This window comes from Haliea alexandrii (genome assembly GCF_003719295.1).
Taxonomy (GTDB): Bacteria; Pseudomonadota; Gammaproteobacteria; order Pseudomonadales; family Halieaceae; genus Haliea; species Haliea alexandrii.
In genome coordinates, this window is record NZ_RFLW01000005.1 from 1 (window position 1) to 13602 (window position 13602).

The window sequence follows — 13602 nt, forward strand, 5'->3', positions numbered from 1 at the left end:
TATTACGTTCGAACTTTTCCTTTGCCATCTCGACGGTCTCCTGTTACCGGCCTGGACTTGCAGTAATACCGCACATTCCTGTGTCAACTTCAACCGCCCGGCACGCCGCACGGCAATCAACTGGGTGGAGCTCATAACCGGATTTGAACCGGTGACCTCTTCCTTACCAAGGAAGTGCTCTACCGACTGAGCTATATGAGCCTTGCTCGTACCCAATTGGAGCGGGTAGCGGGAATCGAACCCGCATCATCAGCTTGGAAGGCTGAGGTTCTACCTTTGAACTATACCCGCCTGACCCGCTAGTATCTGGCGGATTAACCGCAGCGGCGGCATGCTAAAGCACGACTTCTGCCACGGCGTTGAACCTGGTGGAGGGGGGTGGATTCGAACCACCGAAGCTTTCGCGTCAGATTTACAGTCTGATCCCTTTGGCCACTCGGGAACCCCTCCGAAAGGCGGCATATTGTCCAGACGGCCCGGTCCTTTGTCAACCGATAAATCAAACAAAATCATCCACCTGCCGGGCGATGCCAAACAGGAACCCAGCGGGGGTTTCAGACGGGTAGTGCGATGGTCGCCAGTGCCTTCACATGCATGCCCCACTGGCTGTTCTGGCCTACGACTTCAACCTCGACCAACCCGTCCGCACAGGACTTCACTTCGCCGCTCATGGTCATGGTGGTACCCGGGATATTGGGCGCCCCCAGGTGAATGGTCAGCTTGCGGAAGACAGCATCGCGGCCACACCAGTCGCGCAGATAGGATTCGGTCAGGCCCTGGGTTGTCAGGATATTCATGAACACATCCGGCATGCCACTGGCCTGCGCCACCGCTTTATCGTGGTGGACCTTTTGAAAGTCGCGTGTCGCCAGGGCACCACTCACGATCAGTGACGTGGTGATGGCAATTTCACGTGGCGGCAAGGTGTCACCGACCTTGACCTGCCCCTGCTTGATTGGATCACTCATTGGGCAGCCTCCCCGCCGGCATTTTTGGGACGGTATTTGAGCACCTTGAAGCTCTGGCGACCCAGCGGGTCCCCGTCCTGATTGGTGAACTCGGTAACCGTCTCGTAAAAGTAGCCCTCGCCGAGCCCCGTCTTTTTACGCTCGGAAATGTTGTCGATCACCGTTCGCGCGTGAACCACTTCACCGAGGCGCACCTCCCGGTCGTACTCCTGGGTGGTATTGGTCGCGACCACACCCACATAGCCGTGCTCATCAAAGAGGTCGAACAGCTGGGTCTGCGGGTCCTGCTCACGCCCCTGGGCCGCTACTGCGTAACCGGCCTGGCCCCACGCGAACAGCATCGTTGCCGGCGCCACCAGCTCACCGCGGGAGCCCGACGCCGCCTCGGCTTCATCCAGATGATCGGGATTGGTGTTGCCCATGACTTCGCACCAGTGGCGAATCATGGCTTTATTTACTGCGTCCTTGGCGGTGGAGGAACCGCATTCGCGGCCGACGAAGGCCTGTATCTTTTCCTCGAAGGCGCTGATGTTCTCGCTGCTCATGGTTTTGAGGCTCCGTAGAAATGCAGGTGCGGCATGCGTGCCGCTGACTCGTGATCCAACTCGATCGACAACATAATTGAATTTATATTCAATTTCAATTATGTTTTACCGCAGTCATATTTCAATAAACAGCAATTATCAAACGGTGGTGTGCACATGGCGCAAAGTTTCCGAATGAAGCCCCCCATGGGGGAAGACAACGGCTGGTGGTGGCAGCAAGCGGCAGAGGGTAACCTCGCCATTCAGCGCTGCAAGGCCTGCAGCACACTGCGACACCCCCCGCGGCCGATGTGTGGCGACTGCCAGTCGCTGGAATGGGACCACGTCGTTGCATCCGGCCGGGGTACCCTGGACAGTTTCACCGTTTTGCATCATCCGCAATTCCCCGGCTTTGATTACCCGCTCATCATCATCCTCGTGAAGCTGGAAGAAGGCACACGTTTCACGTCACAGCTGATCAACTGCAGCGAAGACGCGGTCGAGTTCGGCATGCCTGTGGAAATGGTCATGCACGAGGACCCGGACGGTTTCCGTCTGCCCATGTTCCAGCCCGCACAAGGAGCCCACGCATGAGCCAATTTCTCAAGGACAAGGCGGCCATTGCCGGTATTGGGCTCACCGAATTCTCGAAGAAGTCCGGCGTATCCGAGCTGTCTCTGGCGGCCCAGGCCACCCTCGCCGCCTGCGAAGACGCAGGACTGCCCCCCTCGGAAATCGACGGTTTTGTCAGCTATACGCTGGATTCCACCGATGAAATCGAGCTTGCTCGCACTGTCGGCGCCGGCGATTTGAAGCTCTTCACGAAGGTCAACTACGGTGGCGGCGCGGCCGTTGGCACCATCCTGCATGCCGTCATGGCGGTGGCCACCGGTGTTGCCGACAACGTCATTTGTTACCGCGCCATGAATGGCCGCTCAGGCCAGCGCATGGGCCAGGGTATCTCCGGGCAGATTGTCAGCTCGGACCTGGTGCACTGGTCCTGGTACATGCCCTACGGCATGCTGACACCGGGCTCCTGGATTGCCATGATCGCCAACAAGTACATGCACCACCACGGCGTTACTGCGGAAGACCTGGGCCGGGTCGCCATTTCCCAGCGCAATTACGCGCAGAGTAATCCACGCTCCTTCTTCCACGGCAAGCCGCTGACCATGGAGGACTATCTGGCCTCGAAAATGATCGCCGATCCGCTGCGCTTGTACGATTTCTGTCAGGAAACTGATGGTGGCTGCGCCATTCTGGTCACCAGCGCGGAGCGCGCACGCGACCTGCAGCAGAAGCCAGCCATTATTCGCGGTGTAGTGCAAGCCTCCACCCGCGGCCAGGAGCAGATGACCAGCTACTACCGCGATGAGCTTGATTCCCTGCCTGAAATGGAGATGGCCGCAAAGCTGGTGTACGCCCAGAGCGGGCTGGGGCCGGACGACATCAACGCAGCCTGCCTGTACGATGCCTTTACCTCAGAAGTGATCATGCAGCTGGAGAGCTTCGGCTTCTGCGGCCGTGGCGAGGGCAAGGACATGGTACGCGACGGCGCCCTGGACATTGATGGCCGCCTGCCCAACAACACTCATGGCGGCCTGCTGTCAGAGGCCTACATCCACGGCATGAACAGCATTGCTGAAGGCGCACGCCTGGTACGCGGCACCTCGACCAGCCAACCGAAGGGTGTAGAGCATGTGCTGGTGAGCAGCGGCGTTGGAGTGCCCACCGGGGCACTGATTCTCGCACGCGACTGACCCCACAGCCCCGCGTAGCAAGCACTGCGCGGGGCTCACTCCCTCCAGGCGTCTGCCGCCAGCGCGCCGCGCGCTTCGTCAACCGGCAGCACCGCGACCATCGCCAGCACAAACAGCGCCAGGCAGAACACGATCGCATCCGCAAGGCCGAGCAGCCACTGCACAAGGCCCAGGCCAAAAATCCCGAACACCGCCGCAGCCTTGGTCGCCATGCCCCAGTAACCGAAGAACTCTGCCGCTTTGACGTGCGGCGTCAGCACCCCCACCAGCGCACGCGCCGCCGATTGTGAGGACCCCAGGCTCAGCCCCGAAAGCACGCCGGCAAACAAAAATACGTGCTGCGCCTGCCACGACACGTCCAACCAGACATGCGCCAGTTGCGTGAGAGCCGGTGTCTGCCAGATTGCGAGAATTGCAACCAGCCACAGCGCCAGCGTGAACAGATAAACCCGGCGCGCGCCCCAGTGGCTCTGCAGATGGCCAAATACCAGTGCACCCAGCGCTGCGGTAATCTGCACCGTAATGAACATCCACACGCGTACCGACTCATCCCACCCGATCACCTGTGCCCCGTAAATAAACGAAAACGCGATGATGATGTAGACGCCGGCCATGGCGAAAAATACCGAAACCAGCAGGGAGCGCAGATCCCGGAACTGCGCCAGCGCGCGCTGCGTCGCCAGCACCCGGGCAATGCCCATGCCAAGCAACGCCCGGTTGCCCAGACCGGGACGACGAACACCCCGCTCGCGCAACCAGAGAAATGTGGGGATGGCGGCAAGCAGGAAAAAGCCTCCGGCGAACGGCCCCACCCAGCGGATGCGGTCATAATTGTCCAGTGACACGTCGCCAAGCACCAACAGGGTAAAAGCTGTAGCCACCAAGCCGCCGACATAGCCGAGGCTCCAGCCCAACCCCGAAATCCAGCCGAGCGCACTGCGCGGCCCCAGATCCGGCAGGAAACTGGCAATAAACCCTTCACCGATGGCGTAGGCAAAATTGGAGAGCACCAGCAACACCATGGCCGGCACAATCCAACCGGGTTCCACAACGTACAACAGGCAGGTAGCCGCTACGGTGAGCAGATAGCTGGCAAACAAGAAGCGCTTGCGGCTGCGCGAGTAATCCATGATCGCACCGCACACGGGGCTGGCAAACACGACCAGCACATAGCTCACCGCCAGCGCTATGCTCCAGAGCAGGTTACCCAGCCGGTAGTCCGGCGCATCACCCACGATCACGCGCGTGAACAGGTCCCCGAAAACCACCGTAATAATGAGTAGCGTGTAACCCTGATTGGCGAAATCGAACATCGCCCAGCCGAATATTTCGCGCCGCGGCGCCAGCGCGACAGGGCCAGTGCCGGTGCCGGTGCTCACACCGGTAGCCGCCGATACACCCACACGGCCTCACCCGAATCCAGTGCCAGGCACACACGCTCGTAACGCACCCCGAGGCGCTCGTAGCGATCGAGGCGGGCCAGCTCTCTGGGGCCAACGGCGAACACCTCTCCGGGCACACGGCCATCCGCTAGCGGCTGGATATCCAGGCGCTGCTTGTCAAAGCCCGCTACCGCAGCGGGCGCTGTAGAAATGCGGCGCCCAACGATCAACCAGCGCACCAGCGGATTACGCAGGGTGCCATACACGAAGACGCGTTGATCGCAGGGCCCCTCCGGAACGTTGTAGCCCGGTGGCAAGGCATACCCCCAGGGTCCCAGCAGCACCCACCACAGGTACATGCCCGTTGCGGACAACACACCCAGCAGGCCGGCGGCGACCCGCCACCTCCACGCGCCACGTGAAACGGTCACTTGTGCAGTCATTCGCACATCATACCGCTGCGGCCGACACTGTACAGTGCTGCCACCTCGGCCACGCTAGCGCAAGCTGCCGCTACAGCACAGCAGACCATCTTCAACTAGACTTCCAGCAATGGCCGGACAGGGACGCTGATCATGAAGGAGCCGACATCAAAGCAGCTGTTCTTGCACAGCGTGACGCGCTGCATGGAAGACCATGCCTTTATACCGGCATTTTATGAGCAGCTGTTCGACGCATCAGATGAGATCAAGGCCAAGTTTCGCTTCACCGACCTCGAAAAGCAGAACGCCATGCTGCGCCGCTCGCTGCTGTTGTGCGCGGAAGCCACGGCCGGGCGCACGGAAGCCCTGCGCGAAGTGAACGAGCGCGCCACCACACACGATCGTGATCACCTCAATATCGAACCACAGCTCTACGCCGTGTGGATCGACACCCTCATCGCAACCGCCAGTGATTTTGACCTGCAATGGAATGCCGATGTGGAAGCGGCCTGGCGGAAAATTCTGGGGCATGTGGTGCAACAAATGATTCGGCGGTATTGATGATCGATCAACGCGACCTCAGAGGTTCCCCTCCCCCACTGCACCCCGTATATTCAAGACTGGGAGTCAATCTTGATAGTCGTGCCACAACCCGTACAACTGAGGGGAAACCATGCTCGAAGACCAGAAAATTCTCCTGACCGGTGCCGCCGGCCAGATTGCCTTTCCTCTAGGGCAGTTTCTCGCCGCCAACAATGAAGTCTGGGCCGTTGCGCGCTTCAGTGAGCCCGGCTCCCGGGAGCGCTGTGAGCAGGCGGGCATGATCACCCGCGCGGTTGACCTTGCGACCGGCGAATTTGGGGGCCTGCCACAGGATTTCGACTATGTGCTGCATTTCGCCGTATTCCAGCTGGCCGGACAGGACTATGACTACGCCTTGCAGGTGAATGCCGAGGGAACAGCGCTACTGATGGCGCATTGCCGCAGCGCGAAAGCGTGCCTGATCATGTCTACCTGCGCCGTGTATGCGCTGCACCCCGAGCCGCGCCACGCATTTCGGGAGGATGACCCACTGGGAGATTCGAAACAGCCCTACTCGCCGACCTATGCCATTTCCAAGATTGCGCAGGAAGCCATCGCGCGCAGCTGCGCAAGGCTTTACGATCTCCCCACAACCATCGCCCGCATGAACGTGTCTTACTCCGCCAATGGCGGGCTACCGGCCTATCATCTCGATGCGATTATGCAGGATGAGGAGATCGTATTACCCGCGGGTGGCGAGGCTTGGTACACCTGCATTCACCAGGACGATATCAACGAGCAGGTGGAACGCTTGCTGGCCGCAGCGACCGTGCCAGCGACCATCATCAACTGGAGTGGCGACGAGCCTGTAGATGTACGCACCTGGTGCCAGTACTTCGGCAAGTTGGTCGGGAAGACCCCGCGTTTTCGCGAAGACGACAGCCAGTCGATACCGTCACGGGTGAGCGACAACCAGCGCAGGATTGAGCTGATCGGCCCCTGCCGCATCAGCTGGCGGGACGGGTTTGCGGCGATGGCGCGGGCACGGTATCCCGCGTTAAAACAACCGTAGCCGCCAGGCATGAGCGCCACAGACGCGCTGTTGGCCCGCGTGCGCGCCTGCCGCCTGTGCGAACCCGAGCTGCCGCTGGGCGCAAGGCCGGTCCTGCAGCTGCATCCAGACGCCCGCATCCTGATTGCCGGGCAGGCACCCGGTCGCAAGGTGCACGAGACAGGCGTGCCGTTTGACGACCCCAGCGGCGCGCGGTTGCGGGAGTGGCTGGGTATTGAGCGGGAGCGCTTCTACGACCCGCGTACCGTGGCACTCCTGCCCATGGGCTTTTGCTACCCGGGTACCGGCAAGAATGGCGACCTGCCACCCCGCCCCGAATGCGCGGCCACCTGGCGTCAGCCGTTGTTGGACCACTTGCCGCGGCTCGAACTGACGTTGGTGCTGGGGCAGTACGCCCAGGCCTGGCACCTGGATGGGCGCAGAGAGAGCGTAACAGTGAGGGTGCGCAACTGGCGGAGGCATTGGCCCAGCGTGGTACCGCTGCCACACCCCAGCCCGCGCAACAACCGCTGGCTGGCGCAAAACCCCTGGTTTGAGTCAGAACTGTTGCCTGCGCTGCGAATGCGCGTGCGGGAAATCGTAAACGGCTGCGCAGCAATTGGCTGACCGCCACGCGCGACATACCAAAAAAAAAGGCCCTCCGTGGAGGGCCGTGATCGAACCTGGCTGACTTAACCTGCCTTGCGGCGAGAGTAGCCCAGCGCGGCCAGGCCCAAAGCCATCAGAGCCAAGGTTGCAGGAACAGGAACTGGAGAGGCCTCCACGTTGACATTCATGGCAACGATTTCTGGCGCCTGATTGAATTGCGATGCAATTGCGAAAGAGTATTCTCCCGCCGCAAACGGATCAAAAGTTGCAAATAATGGTGGCGTGACTACCCCCGTAATACCAACGGACAAGTAGTTAAATCCCGCATTCTCTGAGCCTCCAAACTGGCGCTGGTTGACGAACGAAAAGCCGTCAAATGTTCCCATCGCCGCGGAATCTGTACCAATAGCTGGATCGAGATCATAGAACAGGGTTATGCCGTAATCTGCGATCGTGCTTTCGCCGTCACCATCGATGCCGATGAAGTAGCTGAAATTCCAGGTAGAGCCCAATGTACCGGTGGTTGAACCGGGTGTACCGTCGTTCTCTCCGGCCTGCGCTGTGTAGGTTCCTGCGCCGTCATTGCCTAACGCGGGATTTGAAAAACGCTGCGTCGCCGCAAGCGCTATCGTGACTGTGTCGCCCTCCAGGCCATTGAACGTAGTGATCATTGTCTGATTGGTTGGTATGCCATCACCCCCGAACGGATCATCACCAAATCCAGTAAGCGCTCCGAAAGTGCCGGTGGGAGCGAAGGGCGCTGCCTGGGAAAGAGCAGACGCACCACCCAGAACGATAGCGGCCATAGCTTTCGTAAAATTGCGTGTCATTAAATACCTCGCTGACAGATGACTGAATTTCTAACGCGAACAATTTAAAAAAATGCTCGGATAGACCAGTCAGCAATAGTCAGGCCGGTTTATTTTTTGTCATTTAAAACAATTGCTTACGATGCATCAAAAACCTGGATGGGATGGAAGTGTAAAAAATTTAGACACCGTATTCATTGTGTGACGGTCAAGCGTTTATTCGCACCAGTCTTTCTCCGGTCGTACCTCTGAAAGCACAGCGATAGCCTCGGCACCTACCCCAGCGCCTTCCCGGTGCTGAGCGCGCTGTACACGGCGAAACAACGCCTCAGTCGGCTGCTCCTGCTCAAAACCTTGACCAGAAAGCGCGCCGAAAAGACGCTGCCCAAGCTGCTCAGGCTGATCAAACAGTTCAACGCCAGCCCACTTCACCGGCTGGCGAGAACCCTAACCTCCTGGCTAGAGCCGATCGTGACGATGTGGCGTTTCCGCAAGAGCAACGGGCCCACCGAGGGCTTCCATAACAAGATGGAAATGATGTCGAGGCGAGCGTATGGTTTCAGGAACTTTGAGAACTACAGACTGAGGGTGCTGACCCATTGTGGTTGGGCGGTGCGGCGTTCCGGTGGCATCATCAACAGGGTTTAGTGAATATCGGCGCATCCCCCGTTAATTGGGTAGAGCCTTAGGACATTGATAATTATGGAAAAATGGAGCTGGCGAGAGGAATCGAACCCCCGACCGGCTGATTACAAATCAGCTGCTCTACCTACTGAGCTACGCCAGCCATACAAGAACCGCTGGGAGCCATAGCTCCCGCGGGGGCGCATGATAGACAATGGCCCCAGGTGATGCAATAGCAACTCGCAGAGGGCGCCCGGCCAGGGGCGCCCGGCCAGGGGCGCATGACCGCGCTCGTGATGACCGCCAGCATCCAACAGTCAGTATCCGTCAGGTGCTCAGTCTGCCCAATGGGGCGTGGACTTCCACTCTTTGAGCCATCCAGGAACCCTCTCGGCAGGCATTGGACGGGCGATGCCAAAGCCTTGGCCAAATTTGCACCCCATCGCCAACAGCTGCCGCCTCTGCTGACTGGTCTCCACCCCTTCAGCAATGGCTGTACAGTGAAACGAGGCGGCCAGGCCGATTACGGCCGATACGATGGTCTTGTCGTCCGTGTCTTCTGTCATGTCACGGATGAAGCTCTTGTCTATTTTCAAAAAACCTGCGGGAAACAATTTTAGATATTCCAGCGACGAATATCCCGTGCCAAAATCATCAAGCGCGCTGCACACACCGATCTGCAGGCAGTCGTACATCACCTTGGATACTTCATTGATATCGCTCATCGCGCTGGACTCAAGAATTTCGAGTTCCAGTAAATTAGGCGTGATGGACGGGTAGCCAGACAGCCATCCAGAGATCTTTGCTACGAAGTCCTCTGCCTGCAGCTGCCGCGGACTGACATTGACGCTGACGGCAATATCCAGACCCAAAGCTTGCCAGCGTCTGATTTGCTCCAGGGCAGTGGTGATAACCCAATCGCCGATATCGACGCTGATTTCATGATTGTCTATGCGCGGTATGAACAGGTCGGGGGTCAACAGACCTCGTTCGGGATGTTGCCAGCGGATAAGTGCCTCAAAGCCGATGACCTCGCCCGACTCCAGATTTACCTTGGGCTGGTAATACAGCACCAGCTCCTGTCGCTCGAGAGCCAGCCGAACGTCCTGTATAAACTGCCGGTAGTCGAGAGCAGCATCATTTTCAACAGTATTGAAAATATGAATGGTATTCTTGCCTTGTTGCTTGGCGGTATACATTGCCTGGTCGGCGTGACGTATCAATTGTTCCGCTTCAACCAGATCCTGTGGATACACGGTTACCCCGATACTGGCGGAGACTTTTAGCGTATATTCTTCCAAAAGAATCGGCTCTGAGACCACATGCAGAATCCGTAACAAAAGTTTCTCGCAGTCCGACATTTTTTCGATATCCGCCAGCACTACAACAAACTCGTCACCTCCGATGCGGGTTAACGTGTCCCCTTCTCGCAGAACGCTCAATACCCGCTTTGATACATCAACCAACAGCCGGTCGCCTGCCGAGTGACCGTATTTGTCATTCACCGCCTTGAATTCATCGAGATCCAGATAGGCAACAGCGACAGAATTTTTACGTCTCTGACTGTGCGTCATGGCTTGCACCAAGCGGTCGGCCAGCAGCACCCGGTTCGGCAAACTCGTCAGTGCGTCATAGTGAGCCGCGTACTCCAGTTGATACTGATCCTCCTTGATTCTTGTGATATCGGTGAACAGACCCACATAGTGCTGCACCACATCATCGTCGTCACAAACGGCACTGATGGTGACCAGATTGGTCATGACCTCACCATCCTTGCCGCGGTTCAGAATTTCCCCGGTCCAGTGCTTTCTATTGATCAGCGATTCCCACATGCCATGGAAGAACTCGGATTTCTGCAGTCCGGAGTGTAAAATGCGGGGATTGCTGCCGAGCAGTTCGTCGCGTTCGTATCCGCTCATCTCACATAAGGTATCGTTCACATCAATGATACATGCGCGGGCGTCTGTGATCGCTATGCCTTCGCGGGCATGAGTAAACACACTGGCAGCCAATCTCAGCTTGTTCTCAGTGTCTTTGCGCTCAGTAATATCGCGAATGACACCGATGTACCCGGATACTTCCCCTGCTGCATCGTGCAGCACAACGCCCATGGTTTCACCCGGAAACAAACGCCCGTCCTTGTGCTTATATTCAACCTCATAGGGCGCCGCCTTTTCCTCTGCACTCAGGTTGAATCGAAGTCGACCCTGCAGTTCGTAATCTTCCTCACTTGCATAGATTACCGATGTTTTCTTGCCCGCCAGCTCATCAATGCTATAGCCAAACACTCGCCGCATGCCCCTGTTGATCGATACAATCCGTCGCTGGGTATCTGTTGTCAAAATCGCATCGGGTATGGCATCCAGCACAGACTGCAGTTTTCTTGACTCCACCTCAGCGGCTTCTCTCTGGTGTTCAGCAATCCGCTTCTCCTGCCTTAGACCATCTATCCAGGCCTGTCGCTGTTGGATTTCCCGCGGAATCCAGTGTCTGATCAAAAGGAACAGAACCAGCAACCCGGCAATGATATTTAGTAGCTTCGGAACGACCATCAGACTGGGGTGAGACAGCGTCTCAAACACACCAATCGGCAAGAATCCAAACAGTGAATTAAAATAGAGACCAAAGTAGGCGCTTTCAAACAGCGTGCGAAAAGCGTCGATAGCGAGAATCAGTAAAAGAGCAGCGATCGTCTTATCTACGCTTCTTGAAACGCGCAAACTGTCGATATAAAGCCACAATATGACCAGCCAGAGAACGACCAGAACCCAGTAAGAAGCCGACGTGATAATCTCAAGCAAAACGGGTCTCCATGCCAGACCTTATCGTTGCGGTGGTGCCGTCGTCCATCATTGCAGCTTGCCACCCGCGCAAGGGCCACGCTCCGCAGCGTAGGCATATGGCGATGTAGACTACTCTCTAATAGCCGCAGGCGGTGGCACTCGTCAAATTTGCCCTTGTTGTTTTTATGGGTTCTTCTGCGAAGCTGGCCTTGTAGGCTTGGAGCATCAGGCCATCCACAACAGTGCCAGACGACTGCCAGGAACACCGGCCACCCGTCCTGCTGATGCAATTGGTGTTGGCCAGGCTCGCTCCACGCCTATTCGCCGCCGGTCTGCCGGCCCTGCAGAGCAGCCATGGCTTCCAGGCCCTCAAACACCAGATCCGAAATCCACTCTCCGACGCCACCCAGCAGACGCTGCAGCGTCTCGGCCCCTCCTCCACACAGATACAATCGGGGCTGCGGCTCACCCGCCAGCTCCATCGCCACGCGCACCGCCGAGGCCTGGGCGAGGGCAATGCCGTGGCGCACCGCTTCCGCCGTGGATGTTCCGGGCGCCAGGTCATAAACTGCCTCTTCCGCGAAGCGCACCCGGTCGGTGTCCAGCAACAGGGCCCGCTCCATCAGCGAGGGACCGGGGATGATATAGCCCCCCTCGTGGCGGCCACCGGCATCCACCAGGTCAATGGTCAGGGCGGAGCCCGCGTCGACCACACAGAGGCGGCTGGGCTGCCGGTACCTGGCGCCCAACATCACCAGCCACCGGTCGACCCCCATACGCAGGGGTTGCGCATAACTGTTCACCAGATCACCACTGCGCGCCTCGCTGCGGGCGAACCAGAGTTTCGCTTGCGGCCACCGCTGCTGCAGCCGACGACGCACGGCATCCTCCGTCGCCTCGCTGGATACGCTGGCAATCCAGATCTGCGCAGGGTCAGCGGGCTGTGCGAGTAGCGCCTCCATGGTCTCCGGGGCGCTGTGACGAAACTCGCCGCGGGCAATGATCTCTGCGCCCCCCTTGAGCCGCCACTTGGCGCTGCTGTTGCCCATATCCAGCTGTAGGCACTGCGCCGTCATCAGGAGGCCGCCCGCAGGGATATTTCGCCGCCATACACAGGCTGCAGACCCAGGGTGGTTTCCAGCAACAGCGCGCCGCGCTCGTCCACCCCGCGGGCCACTCCGGCCTGGCGCTGCTCGCCACTGCTTAACACCACCGGCGTGTCGGCGTAGGCGTCCAACGCCATCCACGGCGCCCGCCAGGCCGCAAAACCGGTATCGCCAAAGCTGGCCGCAAGTGGCAACAGCTCGTTGAGCAGGGCCGCCAGCAGGGCATTGCGCCCGGGCGGGGTGCCACCGCAGAGGCGGGCCAGGTCGGTCCAGGCCTGATCGATGCTGTCGGCGGCGGCAGTCGGCATGGCCACGTTGATACCCACGCCAATCACCACCTGGCATCGGCCTGCTGCGTCGCCCGCCATTTCCAGCAAAACGCCGCCGAGTTTGGTACCCCCTGAGAGCACGTCGTTGGGCCATTTGAGTTGCAGGTCACCGACATCCAACCCGCTCAAAGCACGCACCACCGCCACGCCCACCGCCAGGCTCAAGCCCTCCAGCGCCGCTGCGCCCTGGTGGTACTCCCAGGAAAACGACAGGTAGATATTGCGCGCAAAGGGGCTCACCCACTGTCGGCCGCGGCGGCCGCGACCCGCGGTTTGCTGCTCGGCGCTGCAGACGAGCCCCGGGGCAGTACCCGCCGCAATCCGGCGCAGCACTTCCGCGTTGGTTGAATCGACCGTCTCCAGCAACTGCAGCTCATGCAGCAGCGCGCGCGCAGGCGGCTGCAGCGCCTCGCGCACGCGACCGTCATCCAACAGCTCCACGCCGCCGGGGATACGGTAGCCTCGCCCCTTGACGGACTCCACCTCCAGGCCCAGAGACTGCAGTCTGTTCAATTGCTTCCATACGGCGGTGCGGCTGAGGCCAAGTGCGTTGGCCAGCGCCTGGCCGGAATGGAACTGGCCATCAGCCAGCAGGGGCACCAGGGTGGTATTGGGCATTCGCGAGTTACCGGGCAGTGAAACATGGCGCGAATAATAGCAAACCCTGCCACGGTTCAACTGAATAACCAGCGCAATTGGCCCTGCGCCACATT

The 13602-nt window shown here is 59.2% G+C and carries 14 protein-coding genes and 4 tRNA genes; 6 read left to right on the forward strand and 12 right to left on the reverse strand.

Features of this window, described 5'->3' with window-relative positions; genetic code table 11:
- Nucleotides 1-125: 125 nt before the first annotated feature.
- The 5 genes from EGJ68_RS16225 to EGJ68_RS16245 form a co-directional block, all read right to left on the reverse strand.
- Nucleotides 126-201, reverse strand: a tRNA-Thr gene (locus EGJ68_RS16225).
- A gap of 16 nt (nt 202-217) precedes the next feature.
- A tRNA-Gly gene (locus EGJ68_RS16230) sits at nt 218-291 on the reverse strand.
- A gap of 75 nt (nt 292-366) precedes the next feature.
- A tRNA-Tyr gene (locus EGJ68_RS16235) sits at nt 367-450 on the reverse strand.
- Between the two features lie 104 nt (nt 451-554).
- On the reverse strand, nt 555-968 hold the full coding sequence (locus EGJ68_RS16240) for a hotdog family protein (protein WP_123035603.1): 414 nt from the start codon (nt 966-968) through the stop codon (nt 555-557).
- Nucleotides 965-1513: an FAS1-like dehydratase domain-containing protein gene (locus EGJ68_RS16245; protein ID WP_123035604.1), complete on the reverse strand. Its 549-nt coding sequence runs from the start codon at nt 1511-1513 to the stop codon at nt 965-967. The genes EGJ68_RS16240 and EGJ68_RS16245 overlap by 4 nt, the downstream gene beginning before the upstream one ends.
- A 156-nt stretch (nt 1514-1669) precedes the next feature.
- Between EGJ68_RS16245 and EGJ68_RS16250 the strand changes: the two genes are divergently transcribed.
- Together EGJ68_RS16250 and EGJ68_RS16255 are read left to right on the forward strand one after the other, a co-directional pair.
- Nucleotides 1670-2086: a Zn-ribbon domain-containing OB-fold protein gene (locus EGJ68_RS16250; protein WP_123035605.1), complete on the forward strand. Its 417-nt coding sequence runs from the start codon at nt 1670-1672 to the stop codon at nt 2084-2086.
- Nucleotides 2083-3252 carry a lipid-transfer protein gene (locus EGJ68_RS16255; RefSeq protein WP_123035606.1) on the forward strand — a complete coding sequence of 390 codons (1170 nt, stop codon included), beginning with the start codon at nt 2083-2085 and terminating at the stop codon, nt 3250-3252. Before EGJ68_RS16250 ends, EGJ68_RS16255 begins: the two co-directional genes overlap by 4 nt.
- 35 nt (nt 3253-3287) lie before the next feature.
- Here EGJ68_RS16255 and EGJ68_RS16260 read toward each other — a convergent pair whose 3' ends face one another.
- On the reverse strand, nt 3288-4631 hold the full coding sequence (locus tag EGJ68_RS16260) for an MFS transporter (protein ID WP_199228084.1): 1344 nt from the start codon (nt 4629-4631) through the stop codon (nt 3288-3290).
- Entirely contained in the window at nt 4628-5077 is a 450-nt protein-coding gene (locus EGJ68_RS16265) for a gamma-glutamylcyclotransferase family protein (RefSeq protein WP_123035607.1), read from the reverse strand. Before EGJ68_RS16265 ends, EGJ68_RS16260 begins: the two co-directional genes overlap by 4 nt.
- A gap of 132 nt (nt 5078-5209) precedes the next feature.
- Here EGJ68_RS16265 and EGJ68_RS16270 point away from each other — a divergent pair, with 132 nt between their 5' ends.
- The 3 genes from EGJ68_RS16270 to EGJ68_RS16280 all read left to right on the forward strand — a co-directional run bounded on the left by EGJ68_RS16270 (nt 5210) and on the right by EGJ68_RS16280 (nt 7256).
- Nucleotides 5210-5617 (forward strand): globin, encoded by a 408-nt coding sequence (locus EGJ68_RS16270; RefSeq protein WP_123035608.1) that lies wholly within the window; start codon nt 5210-5212, stop codon nt 5615-5617.
- A gap of 112 nt (nt 5618-5729) precedes the next feature.
- On the forward strand, nt 5730-6650 hold the full coding sequence (locus tag EGJ68_RS16275; protein WP_123035609.1) for an NAD-dependent epimerase/dehydratase family protein: 921 nt from the start codon (nt 5730-5732) through the stop codon (nt 6648-6650).
- A gap of 9 nt (nt 6651-6659) precedes the next feature.
- A complete protein-coding gene (locus EGJ68_RS16280; protein ID WP_123035610.1) occupies nt 6660-7256 on the forward strand; it encodes a uracil-DNA glycosylase family protein in 597 nt (198 codons plus the stop codon).
- Between the two features lie 65 nt (nt 7257-7321).
- Here EGJ68_RS16280 and EGJ68_RS16285 read toward each other — a convergent pair whose 3' ends face one another.
- Nucleotides 7322-8068: a PEP-CTERM sorting domain-containing protein gene (locus tag EGJ68_RS16285; protein WP_123035611.1), complete on the reverse strand. Its 747-nt coding sequence runs from the start codon at nt 8066-8068 to the stop codon at nt 7322-7324.
- 273 nt (nt 8069-8341) lie between these two features.
- On the opposite strand from EGJ68_RS16285, the gene EGJ68_RS16290 reads away from it, so the two are divergent.
- Nucleotides 8342-8695, forward strand: a complete 354-nt coding sequence (locus EGJ68_RS16290) for a transposase (RefSeq protein ID WP_123035612.1) — start codon at nt 8342-8344, stop codon at nt 8693-8695.
- Between the two features lie 63 nt (nt 8696-8758).
- Here the strand turns inward: EGJ68_RS16290 and EGJ68_RS16295 are convergent.
- From EGJ68_RS16295 to birA, 4 genes are all read right to left on the reverse strand, one after another.
- Nucleotides 8759-8834: transfer RNA gene (locus EGJ68_RS16295), tRNA-Thr, on the reverse strand.
- A 172-nt stretch (nt 8835-9006) separates the two neighbouring features.
- Complete coding sequence (locus tag EGJ68_RS16300; protein WP_123035613.1) at nt 9007-11472, reverse strand: putative bifunctional diguanylate cyclase/phosphodiesterase; 2466 nt, start codon at nt 11470-11472, stop codon at nt 9007-9009.
- Between the two features lie 299 nt (nt 11473-11771).
- Nucleotides 11772-12530 carry a type III pantothenate kinase gene (locus EGJ68_RS16305; RefSeq protein WP_123035614.1) on the reverse strand — a complete coding sequence of 253 codons (759 nt, stop codon included), beginning with the start codon at nt 12528-12530 and terminating at the stop codon, nt 11772-11774.
- Nucleotides 12530-13507: a bifunctional biotin--[acetyl-CoA-carboxylase] ligase/biotin operon repressor BirA gene (gene birA, locus EGJ68_RS16310; RefSeq protein ID WP_123035615.1), complete on the reverse strand. Its 978-nt coding sequence runs from the start codon at nt 13505-13507 to the stop codon at nt 12530-12532. The genes EGJ68_RS16305 and birA overlap by 1 nt, the downstream gene beginning before the upstream one ends.
- Between the last annotated feature and the right edge of the window lie 95 nt (nt 13508-13602).

Bases quoted from the DNA above. Each gene is read 5' to 3' on its own strand.
- birA (WP_123035615.1), bottom strand. From the start codon at position 13,507: ATGCCCAATACCACCCTGGTGCCCCTGCTGGCTGATGGCCAGTTCCAT.
- EGJ68_RS16250 (WP_123035605.1), top strand. From the start codon at position 1,670: ATGGCGCAAAGTTTCCGAATGAAGCCCCCCATGGGGGAAGACAACGGC.
- EGJ68_RS16265 (WP_123035607.1), bottom strand. From the start codon at position 5,077: ATGACTGCACAAGTGACCGTTTCACGTGGCGCGTGGAGGTGGCGGGTC.
- EGJ68_RS16285 (WP_123035611.1), bottom strand. From the start codon at position 8,068: ATGACACGCAATTTTACGAAAGCTATGGCCGCTATCGTTCTGGGTGGT.
- EGJ68_RS16245 (WP_123035604.1), bottom strand. From the start codon at position 1,513: ATGAGCAGCGAGAACATCAGCGCCTTCGAGGAAAAGATACAGGCCTTC.
- EGJ68_RS16270 (WP_123035608.1), top strand. From the start codon at position 5,210: ATGAAGGAGCCGACATCAAAGCAGCTGTTCTTGCACAGCGTGACGCGC.
- EGJ68_RS16275 (WP_123035609.1), top strand. From the start codon at position 5,730: ATGCTCGAAGACCAGAAAATTCTCCTGACCGGTGCCGCCGGCCAGATT.
- EGJ68_RS16255 (WP_123035606.1), top strand. From the start codon at position 2,083: ATGAGCCAATTTCTCAAGGACAAGGCGGCCATTGCCGGTATTGGGCTC.
- EGJ68_RS16305 (WP_123035614.1), bottom strand. From the start codon at position 12,530: ATGACGGCGCAGTGCCTACAGCTGGATATGGGCAACAGCAGCGCCAAG.
- EGJ68_RS16280 (WP_123035610.1), top strand. From the start codon at position 6,660: ATGAGCGCCACAGACGCGCTGTTGGCCCGCGTGCGCGCCTGCCGCCTG.
- EGJ68_RS16240 (WP_123035603.1), bottom strand. From the start codon at position 968: ATGAGTGATCCAATCAAGCAGGGGCAGGTCAAGGTCGGTGACACCTTG.